This window comes from Methylobacterium sp. AC315, assembly GCF_979253755.1.
Genome location: NZ_CEEDEA010000010.1, coordinates 155,186 through 171,606, shown reverse-complemented (window position 1 = coordinate 171,606; position 16,421 = coordinate 155,186). Strand labels below are relative to the sequence as shown.

Annotated in this window: 13 protein-coding genes; 10 read left to right on the top strand and 3 right to left on the bottom strand. The window is 70.0% G+C overall.

Translation table 11 applies throughout. The features are described 5' to 3' along the window. Positions 1-182: 182 nt before the first annotated feature. From AC0IY0_RS18030 to lptB, 9 genes are all read left to right on the top strand, one after another. Complete coding sequence (locus tag AC0IY0_RS18030; RefSeq protein ID WP_471764879.1) at positions 183-1,013, top strand: aldo/keto reductase; 831 nt, start codon at positions 183-185, stop codon at positions 1,011-1,013. A gap of 139 nt (positions 1,014-1,152) precedes the next feature. Beyond that, the gene (nadA, locus tag AC0IY0_RS18025) at positions 1,153-2,163 is read left to right on the top strand and encodes a quinolinate synthase NadA (protein ID WP_147906245.1); all 1,011 of its coding nucleotides are present in this window, start codon (positions 1,153-1,155) and stop codon (positions 2,161-2,163) included. A gap of 2 nt (positions 2,164-2,165) precedes the next feature. Then, a complete protein-coding gene (locus AC0IY0_RS18020; RefSeq protein WP_471764877.1) occupies positions 2,166-3,689 on the top strand; it encodes an L-aspartate oxidase in 1,524 nt (507 codons plus the stop codon). Next, a complete protein-coding gene (nadC, locus tag AC0IY0_RS18015; RefSeq protein WP_471764875.1) occupies positions 3,686-4,558 on the top strand; it encodes a carboxylating nicotinate-nucleotide diphosphorylase in 873 nt (290 codons plus the stop codon). Before AC0IY0_RS18020 ends, nadC begins: the two co-directional genes overlap by 4 nt. Before the next feature lie 281 nt (positions 4,559-4,839). Further along, entirely contained in the window at positions 4,840-6,720 is a 1,881-nt protein-coding gene (locus AC0IY0_RS18010; RefSeq protein WP_461232518.1) for a potassium transporter Kup, read from the top strand. 99 nt (positions 6,721-6,819) lie between these two features. Then, positions 6,820-8,658: a molecular chaperone HtpG gene (gene htpG / locus AC0IY0_RS18005; RefSeq protein ID WP_471764873.1), complete on the top strand. Its 1,839-nt coding sequence runs from the start codon at positions 6,820-6,822 to the stop codon at positions 8,656-8,658. Between the two features lie 272 nt (positions 8,659-8,930). After that, on the top strand, positions 8,931-9,650 hold the full coding sequence (gene lptC, locus AC0IY0_RS18000) for an LPS export ABC transporter periplasmic protein LptC (protein ID WP_147906240.1): 720 nt from the start codon (positions 8,931-8,933) through the stop codon (positions 9,648-9,650). Further along, entirely contained in the window at positions 9,647-10,324 is a 678-nt protein-coding gene (locus AC0IY0_RS17995) for an LptA/OstA family protein (RefSeq protein ID WP_419830776.1), read from the top strand. The genes lptC and AC0IY0_RS17995 overlap by 4 nt, the downstream gene beginning before the upstream one ends. After that, on the top strand, positions 10,321-11,181 hold the full coding sequence (lptB, locus tag AC0IY0_RS17990; RefSeq protein WP_147906238.1) for an LPS export ABC transporter ATP-binding protein: 861 nt from the start codon (positions 10,321-10,323) through the stop codon (positions 11,179-11,181). Before AC0IY0_RS17995 ends, lptB begins: the two co-directional genes overlap by 4 nt. 65 nt (positions 11,182-11,246) lie before the next feature. On the opposite strand, the gene AC0IY0_RS17985 is transcribed toward lptB, so the two are convergent. Next, complete coding sequence (locus AC0IY0_RS17985; protein ID WP_471764871.1) at positions 11,247-12,398, bottom strand: dimethylmenaquinone methyltransferase; 1,152 nt, start codon at positions 12,396-12,398, stop codon at positions 11,247-11,249. 221 nt (positions 12,399-12,619) lie between these two features. Here AC0IY0_RS17985 and AC0IY0_RS17980 point away from each other — a divergent pair, with 221 nt between their 5' ends. Beyond that, complete coding sequence (locus AC0IY0_RS17980) at positions 12,620-13,909, top strand: MFS transporter (protein ID WP_471764869.1); 1,290 nt, start codon at positions 12,620-12,622, stop codon at positions 13,907-13,909. A 7-nt stretch (positions 13,910-13,916) separates the two neighbouring features. On the opposite strand, the gene AC0IY0_RS17975 is transcribed toward AC0IY0_RS17980, so the two are convergent. Together AC0IY0_RS17975 and AC0IY0_RS17970 are read right to left on the bottom strand one after the other, a co-directional pair. After that, on the bottom strand, positions 13,917-15,044 hold the full coding sequence (locus tag AC0IY0_RS17975) for a glycosyltransferase family 4 protein (RefSeq protein WP_147937969.1): 1,128 nt from the start codon (positions 15,042-15,044) through the stop codon (positions 13,917-13,919). Position 15,045: 1 nt separating this feature from the next. Beyond that, positions 15,046-16,413 carry a right-handed parallel beta-helix repeat-containing protein gene (locus tag AC0IY0_RS17970; protein ID WP_471764867.1) on the bottom strand — a complete coding sequence of 456 codons (1,368 nt, stop codon included), beginning with the start codon at positions 16,411-16,413 and terminating at the stop codon, positions 15,046-15,048. Between the last annotated feature and the right edge of the window lie 8 nt (positions 16,414-16,421).

The window sequence follows — 16,421 nt, the reverse complement described above, 5'->3', positions numbered from 1 at the left end:
ACGCTCACGGTGAAGCGCAGCCTGGAATTCAGTGTCCCAACGTCAGCGTCCGTAAATTAGATCCGGTCCAGACTGCGCCCCTTCACCGCGGCCATTCCCCGGGGCGTCAGATTTCAACCCTGGTCGATCCCTCGGCTCGATCCAGGTGACGCGGGCGCAACACCTCGTCCGGAGTGCTCAGTATGGCCGTCACAATCCCGACCTTGCCCCTCAACGACGGGCGTCGCATCCCGCAGATCGGCTTCGGATGCTGGCAATTATCGGAGTCACAGGCGCCCGATCTCGTCGGCCACGCGCTCAGGGCCGGGTATCGCCTGATCGACACCGCCGCCGCCTACGGCAACGAGGAAGGCGTCGGCCGTGGTATCCGCGCATCGTCGGTCCCGCGCGAAGACGTGTTCCTCACCACCAAACTGTGGAACGACCGCCAGGGCCGGGATGCGACGCGGCAGGCCTTCGACGAGAGCCTCGAGCGTCTCGGCCAGGATTATGTCGACCTCTACCTGATCCATTGGCCCTGTCCGCAGCGGCGCCTGTTCGTGGAGAGCTGGCGGACCATGGTCCAGCTGCGCGACGAAGGCCGCGCGAAGTCGATCGGGGTTTCGAACTTCACCCCGGAGCACATCGTCACGTTGATCGGCGAGACCGGCGTCGCGCCAGCCGTCAACCAGATCGAACTCCACCCGCATTTCCAGCGGAAGGAGCCCCGCGCCGATGATGCCCGGCACACGATCGTCACCGAGTCGTGGAGCCCGCTCGGCCAGGGCAAGGAGCTGAACGACCCGGTCATCGTCGCCATCGCCCAGGCGCACGGCAGGAGCCCGGCCCAGGTGGTGCTGCGCTGGCAGGTGCAGATCGGCTGCGTCGCGATCCCGAAGACCGCCCGACCCGAGCGCATCGTCGAGAACGTCTCCGTGTTCGACTTTGCGCTCAGCGATCAGGAGATGACCCAGATCGCCGCCCTCGACCGGCCCGACGGGCGGATAGGGCCCGATCCCGCGACCTTCTGCTGAGCGCACGGGCCCTTTTGCGCTGCAGCATAACACTGCGCCGCAAAAGATTTATGCTCAAGGCTAGCATATCTAGACAGACGGGTGCGGCGCCCATAAGTTAGACGGCACAATGCTCAAACTGAGCATAATGGAGGACGCCATGACGGCGACCGTGTCACCCGTCTCCCGTACGTTGGTTCCAGGCCTGCCGCTGCCGGAACTCTACGCCCGTGTCAGCCGTCACGTTCCAGCAATCGAATGGCCGGCGCTCGCCCCCGATATCGAGGCGATCCTGCGGCTGAAGCGCGAGCGCAACGCGGTGATCCTGGCGCACAATTACCAGGCGCCGGAGATCTTCCACACGGTGGCCGACATCGTCGGCGACAGCCTGGCGCTGGCGCGCGAGGCGGTGAATGTCGATGCCGACGTGATCGTGTTGGCCGGCGTCCACTTCATGGCCGAGACCGCCAAGCTCCTGAACCCGAGCAAGACCGTACTGATCCCCGACATGGGCGCGGGCTGCTCGCTGGCCGATTCGATCACGGCCGCCGACGTGCGCGGCCTGCGGGCCAAGTACCCGGGCGTGCCGATCGTGACCTACGTGAACACGTCGGCCGCCGTGAAGGCCGAATCGGACCTGTGCTGCACGAGCGGCAACGCCGTGGCCGTCGTGCGGTCGCTGAACGCGCCCCGGGTCCTGATGATCCCGGACGAGTTCCTGGCCCAGAACGTCCAGGCCGAGGTTCCCGAGGTCGAAATCCTGACCTGGGCTGGCCATTGCGAGGTGCACGAGCGCTTCACGCCCGCCGACATCCGCGACGTGCGGGACAGCTATCCCGGCGTCACGGTGATCGCGCACCCGGAATGCCCGCCCGACGTCGTGGCCGAATCGGACTTCTCCGGTTCCACCGCGATGATGATGGATTTCGTGCTGCAGAAGCGCCCGAGCCAGGTCGTCTTGGTGACCGAGTGCTCCATGGCCGACAACATCGCGGCGGCAAACCCGGACATCGAGTTCATCAAGCCCTGCAACATGTGCCCGCACATGAAGCGGATGAGCCTGAGCAACATCCGCAGGGCCCTGGAGACGTTGACCCACGAGGTCACCGTCGATCCCGCCTTGGCCGACCGCGCCCGGGCTGCGGTCGAGCGCATGCTGCTGGTGCGCTGACGATGAACGCCGTCACTCCCAACATGGCCGACCGCATCGTCGTGGTCGGCGGCGGCGTCGCCGGCCTCAGCGTCGCGTTGCGGCTCGCGCCGCGCCCCGTGACGCTGATCACTGCTTCGGCCCTGGGCCTCGGCACCGCTACCGGCTGGGCCCAGGGCGGCATCGCCGCCTCAGTCGGCGCCGACGACGCGGCGTCTCTCCACGCCGCCGATACCGTAGCCGCGGGCGCCGGGCTGACCGAGCCCGACGTGGCGCTCCGGGTCGCCCAGGCGGGCCCGGGGCTGATCGACTGGCTGGTGCGGATCGGCGTCCCGTTCGATCGCACCGAGGATGGCGCCCTGGCGCTCGGCCTGGAGGCGGCGCATGGCCGCCGCCGCATCGTCCGCTCGGGCGGTGATGCCACCGGGGCCCGCGTCCTCGAAGGATTGGTGCGCGCGGTCCTGGCCACGCCGTCTGTGGAGGTGGTCGAAGCCCGTGCCTGCGACCTGCTGCGGGACACGCGCGGCGCGGTCGCCGGCATCGTGGCCGAGCGCGACGGCGCCCGGTTCCGCATCTTGGCGCGCGCCGTGGTGCTGGCCACCGGCGGCGTCGGCGCCCTCTACGCGGCGACCACGAACCCGCCCGGCGCCGTCGGCGGGGGGCTCGCGCTGGCCGCGCGGGCCGGGGCGGTGATGCGCGACATGGAGTTCGTGCAGTTCCACCCCACCGCGATCGCGGCCGGGGCCGATCCGATGCCGCTGGCCACCGAGGCGTTGCGCGGGGAGGGCGCCCGGCTGATCGACGGGGCCGGCGAAGCGGTCATGGCCGGAATCACCGGCGGCGACCTCGCCCCGCGCGACGTGGTTGCCCGGGGCATCTTCCAGGCGCTCCAACGCGGCCGCACGGTCTATCTCGATGCCCGCGGCGCCCTCGGGGCCGCGATGCCGAAGCGGTTCCCGACGGTGGCCGGCCTGTGTGCCGCCGCCGGCATCGATCCCGCCGTTCAGCCGATCCCGGTCCGCCCGGCGGCGCACTACCACATGGGCGGCGTGAAGGTGGATGCGCATGGAGCCACGTCGGTGCCGGGCCTCTATGCCTGCGGCGAGGTCTCCTCCACGGGCCTCCACGGTGCGAACCGGCTCGCCAGCAATTCCCTGCTGGAAGGGCTCGCCTATGCCGGCTTCATCGCCGACGCCCTCGACGTGCCGCTTCCAGGCGCGGTCGCACCCGAGACGATAACTCCCCGTTCGGTCGCGGATCTGTCGTCGATCCGCAGGCTCATGGAGGCCCAGGTCGGCGTGGTCCGCGATGCCGCCGGCCTCGAGCAGGCGGTCGCCACGCTCGAAGCTCACAGCGAGACCTGCGACGCCGCCCTGGTGGCGCTGATGATCGCCCGCGGAGCGCTCACCCGCCGGGAGAGCCGCGGCGCCCACTGGCGCAGCGACTTTCCGCATGTCGCCCCGGCAGCCCACACGGACACGACGCTCGCCACGCTGAACGCCGAGTACCGCGAAACCACGACCGCCGGGACGGAGTTGGCATCATGACGCAATCGGTCCTGACGGAAGAGATCCTGCCCTTGCCGCGGCTCCTGGTGGAGCCGGTGGTGCGTGCCGCCCTGATCGAGGATCTCGGCCGGGCCGGCGACATCACCACCGACGCGATCGTGCCGCCCGGGCAACGGATGCGCGGCGTCATCGCGTCCCGCCAGGACGGGGTGATCTCCGGCACCGACGCCGCCGCGATCGCGTTCGCGCTCATCGACCCGGCCGTGTCCGTGACGGTCGAGCGCGGCGACGGGGCCCGGGTCGCGCCCGGCGACGTGGTGTTGCGCCTCGACGGCCCGGCCCGGGCGATCCTGACCGCCGAGCGCGTCGCCCTGAACCTGCTCTGCCGGATGTCGGGTGTCGCGACGGCGACGAACGGCCTCGTGGAGGCGGCTCGCCCGCACGGCAAGGCCTCGATCGTCTGCACCCGCAAGACGACGCCGGGCCTGCGCGCGCTGGAGAAGCACGCCGTGCGGGCCGGGGGCGGTTCGAACCACCGCTTCGGCCTCGACGATGCGGTGTTGATCAAGGACAACCACGTTGCGGTGGCCGGCGGCATCGTGCCGGCGATCCAGCGGGCCCGCGCACGGGCCGGCCACCTCGTGAAAATCGAGTGCGAGGTCGATAGCCTGGAGCAGCTCGAGGAAGCCCTCTCGGTCGGCGTGGATGCGGTCCTCCTCGACAATATGGGCCCCGACCTGCTGACCCGCGCCGTGGCGATGATCGACGGCCGTGCCCTCTCGGAAGCCTCCGGACGCATCACCCGCGAGACCGTGGGCGCGGTCGCGGCCTCGGGCGTGGACCTGATCTCCTGCGGCTGGATCACCCACTCGGCGGCGATCATCGACCTGGGGCTGGACGCCGCCTGATCGACAGAACCCTCTCCCGATGTGCGGGGGAGGGGGCCGCGCGCTTCATGCGGCCGTCATCACGTTTGGGTGACAAGTCTTCACCGTGTTGGTGGCGGCGACGGATCAAGTCTTTCGCACCGCATCCGGCTTGCTAAGGTCGCGCACGTCAGTGCCGCCCTCGACTGGATACGCCCGTGCGCCAAGTCTTCAGTCCCGCGGCTGGTCCTGCGGTCGTTCTGCCTGCTGCGCCGGTGGCGCGAAAGCCGGGCGCCGTTCGGCAGGGGCCCGGGCCCGCGCTGATGATGGGGGCGCTCGGCGTCGTCTACGGGGATATCGGCACCAGCCCGCTCTACGCCTTCAAGGAGGCCGTGAAGGCGGCCACCGCCGGAGGCGCCGCGGTGCCGGCTGCGGCGCTCGGGGCCGTGTCGCTGATCCTGTGGTCGCTGATCCTCATCGTGTCGCTGAAATACGCGGTGCTGATCCTGCGCGCGGACAACCGGGGCGAGGGCGGCATCGTCGCCATGCTGGCGCTGCTGGGCGCCCGGCAGGCGCAGCCCGGCACGTGGAAGGCCGTGCTCCTGGTGGTCGGCCTCGTCGGCGCGGCTTTGCTCTACGGCGACGGCGCGATCACCCCGGCGATCTCGGTGCTCTCGGCGATCGAGGGGCTGAAGATCGATGCGCCGGTGCTGACACCGTTCGTGGTGCCGATCACCTTGGTGATCCTGGTCGCGCTGTTCGCCGTGCAGCACAAGGGCGTGGCGGCGATTGGCCGGGTGTTCGGTCCGGTGATGCTCGTCTGGTTCACGGTGCTGGTCCTGCTGGCGATCCCCAGCATCCTGCGGGCGCCGGAGATCCTCGGGGCGGTCAATCCCTGGCGGGCCGTGGACTTCCTGGCCCATGCCGGCTGGCACGTGAGTTTCATGATGCTGGGCGCGGCCTTCCTGGCGGTCACCGGCGGCGAGGCGATGTACGCCGATCTCGGCCATTTCGGCGCACCGGCGATCCGCGCGGCCTGGTTCGGCCTGGTCCTGCCGGCGCTGCTGATCCACTATTGCGGCCAGGGCGCCCTGCTGATCGCCGACCCGGGCGCGATCGAGAACCCGTTCTACCTGCTGGCCCCCGACTGGGCGCATTACCCGCTGGTGGCGCTGGCCACGATGGCCACCGTCATCGCCTCGCAGGCGGTGATCTCGGGCGTCTACTCGCTGACCCAGCAATCGATCCAGCTCGGCTTCATGCCGATGATGCGGGTGGTCCACACCGATCAGGACGAGCGCGGCCAGATCTACGTGCCGGCGGTGAACTGGCTGCTCGCCATCGGCACCCTCACGGCCGTGGTGGTGTTCGGCTCCTCCGATGCGCTGGCCGGCGCCTACGGCATCGCGGTCTCGGCGCTGATGGGCATCACCACCCTGCTGGCCGCCCTGATCGCCCTGCGTTGGGGTTACAACCCGATCCTGGTCGTGGCGGTCAACGGCTTCTTCCTGGCCATCGACGCTTTGTTCTTCGCCGCCAACAGCGTGAAGCTATTCGAGGGCGGCTGGTTTCCCCTGGTGCTGGCCGCGGCGGTCGCGTTCCTGATGCTGACCTGGATGAAGGGCAACCACGTCCTCGAGGCGGTGCGCGAGACCATGCGCCAGCCTGAGGCGACGTTCTTGGCCCGCCTCGCGTCGCACCCTCCGGTCACGCTGCCGGGAACAGCGGCCTTCCTCACCGCAGCCACCGAGGGCATCCCCATGGCCCTGGGCCGGCTGGTCGAACGCAGCCGATGCCTGCACGAGCGCATCCTGCTGATCACCGTGATCTACGAGGAGGCGCCGATGATCCCCGCCGAGGAGCGGGCGCAGGTGACTCTGGTCGCGCAAGGCATCCGCAAGGCGATCTCGCAATACACCCCCGGGATGGAACGCGTCGTGCTGCGCTACGGCTTCATGCAGACCGCCTCGATCCCCGAAGGCCTGCAATGCGCCGTAAGGAGCGGCCTGCTCCCGCCGGAATACCTAGAGGACCTGACCTTCTTCGTCGGCCACGAGGTGGTCATCCCGTCGGCCAAGCCCGGCATGGCGCTGTGGCGCCAGGGGCTGTTCGCCTTCCTGAAGCGCAACGCCGAGCGCACCGGCGCCCATTTCTGCCTGCCGACCCGGCAGATCGTGGAAGTGGGAACAGAAATCGAGATCTGAGCCGCGCGCGTCCCGCCGAACCCGTCGCCGCCTCATTGAAAACGGCCGGCCGGGCGGGCATATCGCCACCGCATTTTCCCCTATGCGGAGGCATTGCCCGTGAGCGAGACGATTGAGCGGCACGAATTCGGGGCGGAGGTGGGTCGACTCCTCGACCTCGTCGTGCACGCGCTCTATTCCGACCGCGAGATCTTCCTGCGCGAACTCGTCGCCAACGCCGCCGACGCCATGGACCGGCGCCGGTTCGAGGCGCTGACCTCGGCGGCGAGCGCCCTGCCGCCGGACGCCAAGGTCCGGATCGTGCCCGACAAGGAGGCGCGCACCCTGACCGTCTCGGATGCCGGCATCGGCATGACCAAGGAGGATCTGGCGTCCAACCTCGGCACCATCGCCCGCTCCGGGACGCGGGCCTTCTCGCAGACGCTGGATGCGGCCAAGGCCGAGGATCGTCCGAGCCTGATCGGCCAGTTCGGCGTCGGCTTCTACTCGGCCTTCATGGTCGCCGACCGGGTCACGGTCACGTCGCGCCGGGCCGGCAGCGACGAGGCCTGGACTTGGGCGTCCGAGGGCCAGGGCAGCTACACCCTGGAGCTCGCCGATCGGCCTGAGCCCGGCACCGACATCGTGCTGCATCTCAAGGCGGACGCCGACGAGTACCTCGAACCCTACCGCCTCGACCACTTGGTGCGGAAATGGGCCGACTTCATCACCGTGCCGATCGCCATTGCGCGGGATGGCAAGGACGAATCGGCCAACCAGGGCACCGCGCTCTGGCGCAAGCCGAAATCCGAGGTGACCGAGGAACAGTACGAGGCGTTCTACCACGCCCTCGGGATGAACTTCGACAAGCCGTGGGCGACCCTGCACTGGCGCGCCGAGGGCCAGCTGGAATTCTCTGCGCTGTTGTTCGTGCCCGGCGCTAAGCCGTTCCAGGCGCTGGAGAACGACCGGCAGAGCAAGGTCCGCCTCCACGTCCGCCGGATGTTCATCACCGACGAGGCCGAGTTGCTGCCGCCGTGGCTGCGCTTCGTCCAGGGCGTCGTCGACACCGAGGACCTGCCGCTCAACGTCTCCCGTGAGATGCTGCAATCGACGCCGGCGCTCGCCCGGATCCGACGCGCCGTCACGGGCCGCGTCGTGTCCGAGCTGACCACCCGCGCCAAGGATGCCGAGAGCTACCAGACCTTCTGGGAGAATTTCGGCGCGGTGCTCAAGGAGGGCATCTACGAGGATTTCGAGCGCCGCGGCGAGATCGCGCCCCTTCTGCGCTTCCGCTCCTCGGCCGAGGACGGCTGGACCTCCCTGCCGGACTACGTGGCCCGCATGAAGGACGGCCAGGAGGCGATCTACTACCTCGTGGCCGACGATGCCGAGGCGCTGAAATCGTCGCCGCAGCTCGAAGGCTTCAGGGCCCGGGGCCTGGAGGTGCTGCTGCTCTCCGACCACGTCGATGCCTTCTGGCCCAACCAGCTCGGCAACTTCGAGGAGAAGCCGCTCAAGTCGATCACCAAGGGCGGCCTCGACCTGTCGAAGTTCGCACCCGAGGGTGAGCAGCCGGAGGCGCCGGAAGGCATCGACGCCTTCGTGGCGGCTGTGAAGGTGGCGCTGGCCGGTGAGGTCTCGGACGTGCGCACCACCGACCGGCTGGTGGACTCGGCCGTGGTGCTCTCGGCCGGTACTGCTGGACCCGACCTGCAGATGCAGCGGCTGATGCGCCGGGCCGGCCGCGGCGGTGCCGGGCAGCCGGTGCTGGAGATCAACCCGCGTCATCCGTTGATCCGGGTGCTTGCGGCCTCTGCCGAATCGGAGATCCCCCAGGAAGCGGGCACGCTGCTTGATCTCGCCCGGATCCAGGACGGCGACAGCCCCCGCGATCCGGCGGCCTTCGCCCGGACCATCGCGGCGGCTCTGGCCGCAGCCCGAAGCACTTCGCGCTGACGGTCCGGTCGCGGCCCGGCATCCGCCCGAGCCGCGGCGCCGGGCTCTTCGCCGTGCTCTTCGCGCCCACGATGCTTCCCGATGTGCGTGTGTGCTCACGCACATCGGCGTCGAAAGTTTCTAAGTTCGGTTGATCATTCCGAAACGGGCGAGCCATAACTTCGCCACTGGTCGGGACCATTTCCCGACCGGAGGCGCGGGCGCGGTGGGGGCCGCAGGCGTCTGAGCCGATTCCTCACTCGCGCGCGGCCTGCGCGCCTCACGGACGCTGCATGAACCCGGTCGAGGCTCAAGCCGGCAACGGACAGGCGGTCTTGGCGGCACGCACGCGGGCTCACGCCCGGGCGTACCGCCACAGCGGCCGCGTGCGCACGATGCGCCGACTCATCCCGGTCGCTGCGGGCGGCGCGGTGGCGCTGCTGCTCGCGTACCTGTTCAATCCGTTCGGGACGAGCCTGCCGGGAGTCTCGGTCGGCCCCGTGACGGTGGCCGGCTCCAAGGTCCGCATGGAGAACCCCCGGCTCGCGGGCTTCCGCCAGGGCAACCGCGGGTACGAGGTGACGGCCGATGCTGCCCTGCAGGATGTGCGCAAGCCGAGCCTGATCGAGCTGGAGCGGATGCGCGGCCACCTCGCCACCGACGATCAGGGCGGCGTCGCCCGACTCTCGGCGGCCTCTGGCCTGTTCGACACCGCCCGCGAGGCGCTCGACCTCAAAGACGACATCCGCATTTGGACCGACAAGGGCGAGGAAGCGCGCCTGCGCTCGGCCGCCGTGGTGTTCAAGACCGGCTCGGTGAGCTCCCAGGAGCCGGTCACCGTCTCGACCCCGCGCGCCACCGTGAACGCCAACGCCCTCGACGTGGTCGAGAACGGCAAGCGGATCTCCTTCGTCGGGAACGTGCATGTCGTGATCGCGAACGACGACCCGGCCGACAAGGCGCCCCCGCGCATCCTGACCTCGAACGCCGAGCCCGCGGAAACCGGCCGATGAGCGCGCGTGCAGCCCTCTGCGTGGCCCTGGCCGGTTGCCTGGCACTCGCCGGCCCAGCGCTGGCCGAGAAGCCGGCCAAGAAGGACTCGCCCTTCGGCAATATCGGCGGCGGCGGCAAGGATCCGATCAAGATCGACGCCGACCGCCTCGACGTGTTCGACCGGGAGAACCGGGCGGTGTTCGTCGGCAACGTCGTGGCCGTGCAGGGGGAGAGCACGATCCGCTGCTCGACCATGACGGTCTACTACAAGCGCGGCAAGGACGGCGCCGGCAAGGCCTCCGCGAGCAAGGATGCGGACGGCAAGGCTGCGGACACCGCCGACGAGGCGCCGGCGCCGAAGAATCCGGCCGAGAACGGCATTCAGAAGGTCGATTGCGCCGGTCCGGTCACGGTGGTCCAGAAGGACCAGGTCGCCACCGGCGATCACGCGGTGTTCGATCAGGACGCCAAGCGCATCGTGCTCACCGGCAACGTCGTGCTGAGCCAATGCCAGAACGTCACCCGCGGCCAGCGGCTGGTCTACGACATGGGCACCGGGCGCGCGAACATGGATCCGGTGGCTGGCGGCCGCGTCTCGGCGCTGTTCGTGCCCGGCGAGAAGGCCGACGCCAAGGATGGCAAGGGGAAGGGCTGCGCTCAGCCGCCGGTCAAGCCGCGGGCGCAGGTCAATTGAGCGGCGCGGTTGCGTTCCGGGCGGAGCCGCAGGACGCGGCGGGCCGCCCGACACTGCTCGGTCGCCTGTTCGGCCGTCGCGCGAGCCCGCCTGTCGCGGATGCCGACGAAGTCGCCGCCGCGGAAGAGGGCGGACCCGGGATCCTCAGCGTGCGCGGCCTGCGCAAGAGCTACGGCGCCCGCACCGTCGTGCACGAGGCCGGGCTCACGGTCCGCACCGGCGAGGCGGTCGGGCTGCTCGGGCCCAACGGCGCCGGCAAGACCACGATCTTCTACATGATCACCGGTCTGGTGGTGGCCGATCGCGGCCACATCACCCTGGATGGCCTGCCGATCACCCATCTGCCGATGTATCAGCGGGCGCGCCTCGGCATCGGCTACCTGCCGCAGGAAGCCTCGATCTTCCGCGGGCTGACCGTCGAGGACAACATCCGCGCGGTGCTCGAAGTGGCCGAGCCCGACCGCAAGGCGCGGGCCCGCAAGCTCGATTCCCTGCTCGAGGAGTTCGACATCGCGCGGCTGCGCAAGTCGCCCTCGATCGCCCTGTCGGGCGGTGAGCGGCGGCGCTGCGAGATCGCCCGGGCGCTGGCCTCGTCGCCGACCTTCATGCTGCTCGACGAGCCCTTCGCCGGCATCGACCCGATCGCGGTGGGCGACATCCAGGACCTGGTGAAGCACCTCAAGCAGCGCGGTATCGGCGTGCTGATCACCGACCACAACGTCCGCGAGACCCTGGGCCTGATCGACCGCGCCTACATCGCCCATTCCGGCCGCATCCTCACTGAGGGGACCCCGGAGGAGATCGTGGCGAACCCCGACGCCCGGCGGCTGTATCTCGGCGAGGATTTCAGGCTCTGACAGCCTGGACCTGATGCTCGGACGCGGAGCAGATCCGCGACGGTCCTGCTCCGCTCCGAAGCCAATCACCCCTTCCAGTTCTTCAGCGCCGCGAACGGGCTATCGGCCTCCGGGGGCTTGTCCGGGTTCAGCACCGGCTCGACCTGCGCGATGGCGTCCGCCATCGAGAAGACGGATCCGCTCTGGAGCCGGCCGCCGGCGGCGTCGCGATGGCCGCCGCCGCGGAACAGGCGGGCGCCGTCGAGGGCCGTGCCGTCGTTCGAGCGGAACGACATGGTGCCCATCCGCTGTACGTTGACGACGCGCTTGGCCCGGCCGGCATCCATGATCAGGTCCGAGACCCGCTGGAACGTGCCCGAATCGAGGGCGAAGGACAGGAGCGTGCCGTCCTTGAGCGGGCGGAACAGCGCGTCCGAGCGGGCGAGCGCCCGGGCGAGACGCATGCGCGTTGTGAGCGCCCGGTCGTCGTCCGGCGCGTCGCGCAGGAGGGTCTCGACCACCTCGGAGCGGATCGCCAGGGCACGCCGCTCCAGGTCGGCCGGGGTGGCGCCCTCGCGCAGGGAAACGGCGGCCGCACGCAGCAGCCCGGACATGAAGGCCTCATGCCAGGGATGGCCGACGGGCACGAAGCTCGACACGCTCTCCCAGAACAGCTCGTCCAGTGCCAGGCCCCCCGGGAAGGCTGGGCTGTCCTTGCGCCAGAGGTCCACCGCATCGATCGCCGCCACCAGGGCGGAGGTGTCGGTCTCGGGCTCGTGGGTGGCGAACAGGGCCCGGTGATCGAAGGTCATCCGGGTGGCGCAGACGTTTTCGTCGATCAGCACGACGCAATCCGGATCGCCGAGATCGATCCGGCTCAAGCCCGGACGTTCGGGATCGGCAACGGGCTCCAGTCCCTGGCGGCGCAACTGGTCCAGCGAGGAGGCGTGGTGGTCGAGGACCACGAGCTTATGCTTCCTTCCGTCCTCGCGGCGGCGGTTCATGGCCGCGAACTTCTTCAGGCCCGCGATGGTCTGCTCCTCCAGGCCGAGGTCGGTCATGAGCAGGATCTCGCCCTCGCCCGCCCGGGCCAGGCGTTTGGTCTCGTCCTCGAAGACGGGGCCGACATCGCTGTAGCGGGGTACGTGGACGACGCGCTCGACCGCCGTGCAGGCTGCGGCGACCGTGGCGGCGCCGTAGCCGTCGAGGTCGTGGTGGGTGATCTGGATCAGGCGCACGCGGGACGGTCTCGGTCGGTGACGGGTGCGAGCGGTCTACGACGCCCGGCGCTGCGACGCGAGGCCCCCGACTGTCAGCCGGCACCTTCCCCTCGCCGGCATTCGGTGCAGAATATCGCTCGGACGCCGTGAGTCGCGGACGCGCGATCGGTCCCGAAGCACCCTGAAGAGTGCGCGTCAGCCAAGGGGGGGAAGCAGTGGCTCCAGTCGCAACGCCGCGCGTGAAGCGCATTCAGACGATCTCGCTCGCCCTTCTGGTGACGGCCGGAGTGGTCAATTACGTCGACCGCGCCACGCTGGCGGTGGCCAACCCGCTGATCCGGCAGGATCTCGGCCTGTCGATCCCCGACATGGGATTGCTGCTCTCGGCATTCCTGTGGGCCTATGCCTTCGCGCAGCTCCCGGCCGGCGCCCTGGCCGACCGGCTGGGTCCGCGGCTGACGCTGACCATCGGGCTGAGCTGCTGGTCGCTCGGCCAGATGCTCGGTGGAGCCGTGACCTCGTTCTGGCAGTTCGTCGGCGCGCGTATCGTGCTCGGCCTCGGCGAGGCGCCGCATTTCCCGACCTGCGCCCGGGTCTCGCGGGACTGGTTCAACATCCGCCAGCGCGGCACCGCCACGGGGATCTGGAACTGCGCATCCTCCCTCGGCACCTTCCTGGCCCTGCCGCTGCTTACCTTCCTGATGGTCGCCTTCGGCTGGCGGGCCATGTTCATCATCATGGGTGTGGCCGGGCTGGCGCTCGCCGGGATCGTCTACCTGGTGTTCCGCAACCCGCCGGAGATAGACCTGACCCCGGCCGAGCGCGCCTTCCTGGAGGAGGGCGATGCGCCCAACACCGACCGCCGCGTCACCTGGAACGCGTGGAAGCGGCTGTTCCGCTACCGCACCAGCTGGGGCATGATCATGGGCTACTTCGGCTGCATCTACATGACCTGGCTCTACACGGCCTGGCTGCCGAGCTACCTCGAGATCGAGCGCCACTTCACCCTGCAGAAGACCGGAATCGTCGGGGCGATCCCGTTCGCCTTCGGGGTGCTGGGCGGCATCCTCGGCGGCCGGATCGTCGACATCCTGATCCGGCGCGGGGTCGATCCGATCCGGAGCCGCAAGATCCCGATGGTGGTGGGCCTGCTGGCGACCGCGGCCTGCACCGTGGTGGCGGCACTGACGCCGAGCGACACGCTCGCCATCGCGTGCATCTCGGCGTCACTGTTCCTGGTCTACGTGAGTTCGTCGGCCGCCTGGGCGATGGCCTCCGTGGCGGCGCCGGCCAACGCCACCGCTTCGCTCGGCGCCATGCAGAATTTCGGCGGCTATATCGGCGGCGCCCTGGCCCCGATGATCACCGGCTTCATCGTTGGCGGGACCGGTCATTTCTCCATGGCCTTCATCACCGGCGCGGTGATCGCCGTGGTGGCGGCGCTCGGATACTGGACGCTGATCCAGGACCCGATCGCCGCGGAGGCGCCCGCGGAGACCTTCCTCGCCGGGCTCAAGCCGGCCGCTTAGGCGGCGGTCAGCCGCGCAGGTGCGGCACCGGTGCGTGGAGATCGCGCGCCGGCGTCCGGGCCGGGAAATTCCGGCGCATCAGGTCGACGAAGGTCGCGGCGGGCCCGTCCCAGTCGTGCCGGGCGGCATGCGCCCGGGCGGCGCCCGCATCGAACGGCAGCCGCCCGTCGATCGCGGCGCCCATCAGCTCGGCCAGCCGCTCGACCCGGTCCGGGGCGTCCGGATCGAAGTAGCTCGCCGCGCTGCCCCCCGCCTCCGGGATCGCGGTGAGGCTCGAGGCGATCACCGGCGTGCCCCGGGCGAGGCTGTCGAGCACCGGGATTCCCCAGCCTTCGCCGCGGCTCGGGAAGACCAGCGCGGCGGCCCGGCCGTAGAGGTCGGACAGGCCGTTATCATCGATCCCGGCGATGTGCACCGCGTCCGGGGTCCGGGTCAGCCGGTCGAGGGTCTCGGGCCGCTCACCGTCGCCCTTGCCGACCACGATCAGCCGGGCCGCGCCCTCGGGCAGGCGGGCGAACGCATCGAGCACCAGGCCGAGATTCTTGCGTGGCTCCAGGCGGCCGACCATCAGCAGGTACGGGCGTCCGTCCGCGAGCGGATGCCGCTCGGCCGAAGCCCGTGGCGGGGTCGACCCGCAGCGCACCTCGGCGATCCGGCTGCGGTCGATGCCGTAGACCTTCGCGATGGAATCGCGGCTGTAATCGGAGATGGTCAGGACCAGCTTGGCGCGCCGGGCCGAGAGCCGCGTGAGGATGCGGTTCCGCCAGCGCATACGCCACGTGAAGAACTCGGGATGGGTCTCGAACAGGATGTCGTGGACCACCACCACCTGGCGGTCGCCCGGCACCAGCGGCGGGGCGATGTAGGTGGTCAGCAGGGTATCGAGGCGGTCGCGGAAGACCAGCCACGGCCAGATCGCGAGCAGGCGCAGGCTCGCCGGCACCCGCGGCAGCTTCTGGTGCTCGATATTGGCGCCCGAAACGAGGCGGGCGCAGGCCTCCGGGTCTCCGGAATAGACCACGTAGGTCGCGTCCGGATGGCGGGCGGCGGCGCGCCCGATGATGTTCACGAGCCAGGTGCGGCTGCCCTGGGGCTTGCCGGTGAGCACGTGCGCGTCGATGCCGATGCGTAGCATGTTACGGGCTCCTGTAGGCGCCGAAGGTCGGGGCTTCGCCGGCCGCGTAGGCTTGGCCGGCGAGGTCGCGGGTTGCGCCGAGCGGGATGCCGGCGCGGGCGGGGGGCTTGGTCAGCGCGAGGCCGCCAGAGAGCGGGGCGGCCGGGTCGCGGAAGGCGGGGGTGCCGGTCAGGTCGGGGCCTTGGCCGTGCAGCGGCAGGCTCGCCCCGTCGCTGGTGGTCGTGGCGGCCCAGCGATAGAGCGGCGCGCCGACGCGGCTGCCGATGAAGTTCGGCCCGATGGCGTTCCCGTTGTCGGCGGTGGTCGCCTCGATCGCGATGGCTGCGATGCCGGGCCGGGTGGCGAAGGCGATGTTGTTCAGCACCCGGTTGCCCGCGGTGCGGTCGACCGACTTGGTGTAGTCCGAGGCCAGCACGATCTCGCCGCGGTAGACGTGCTTGCCGCCGGAATCGCGCATGTTGCCGGTGACGGTGTTGTTCACCACCGTGTTCGAGCCGGCGTCGAACAGGTTGATGCCGGCGCCGTCGTTGCCGGTCGCGACGTTGAACGCGACGGTATTGCCGTCGCACCATTGGTCGATCTGGATGCCGTTGCCGTCCTGGCCGGTGGTTTCCTTCTGGCCGGTGACGATGTTGTACCGGATGGTATTGCGGTCGCCCGCGTCCTGAGCTGCATCCTTGGCGTAGACGTGGATGCCGGAGGTGCCCGACATGCCGACGCCGTTGCCCGAGACCCGGTTGCCCTCGACCACGTAGCCGGAGCCGTTGATCTCCATCCCGTGGATGCCGTTGCCGGTCACCGTGTTGGCCAGGATGTAGCTCGGATCCTCCGGCGGCACGTTGATCACGTCGATGGCGACGCCGTGGGTCTTGTTGTCGGAGAGCGTGTTGCCGGTGATGCGGTGGCCGGCCCCGGCGCCGTCGCCGATCCAGATGCCGAGACCGGATTTCGACACCGTGGAGTCCGCCACCGTCACGTGGTGCGAGCCGCGGCGGATGATGAAGCCGGAATTGACCGCGCCCTGCACGGTCAGGCCGGTCACCGTGACGTAGGCGGCGTTCTCGAACACCACCGAGTTCGACAGGACCGGCCTCGTCCCGGCGACGGCCGCCACGGTGACCGGTGCCTCGGCGCTGCCGCGGGCGCCGATCACCGCCACGTCGCCGTAGCTGCCGCCGCGGATCAGCACGCTCGATCCGGGCCCGAGGCTCGCGAACGGGACGTCTGCGAGCCGGGCCACCGTGCGGTAGTTTTCCATCGCGCCGCCCGCGGGATCGACTAGGATGCGCTGCTGTGATTGCGCATCGGCCGCGCCGCAGGCGGCAAGCGCCGGTAGCAGCAGGGCGGCGAAAAGGTTCTGAGCGTGCATCCGGGAGC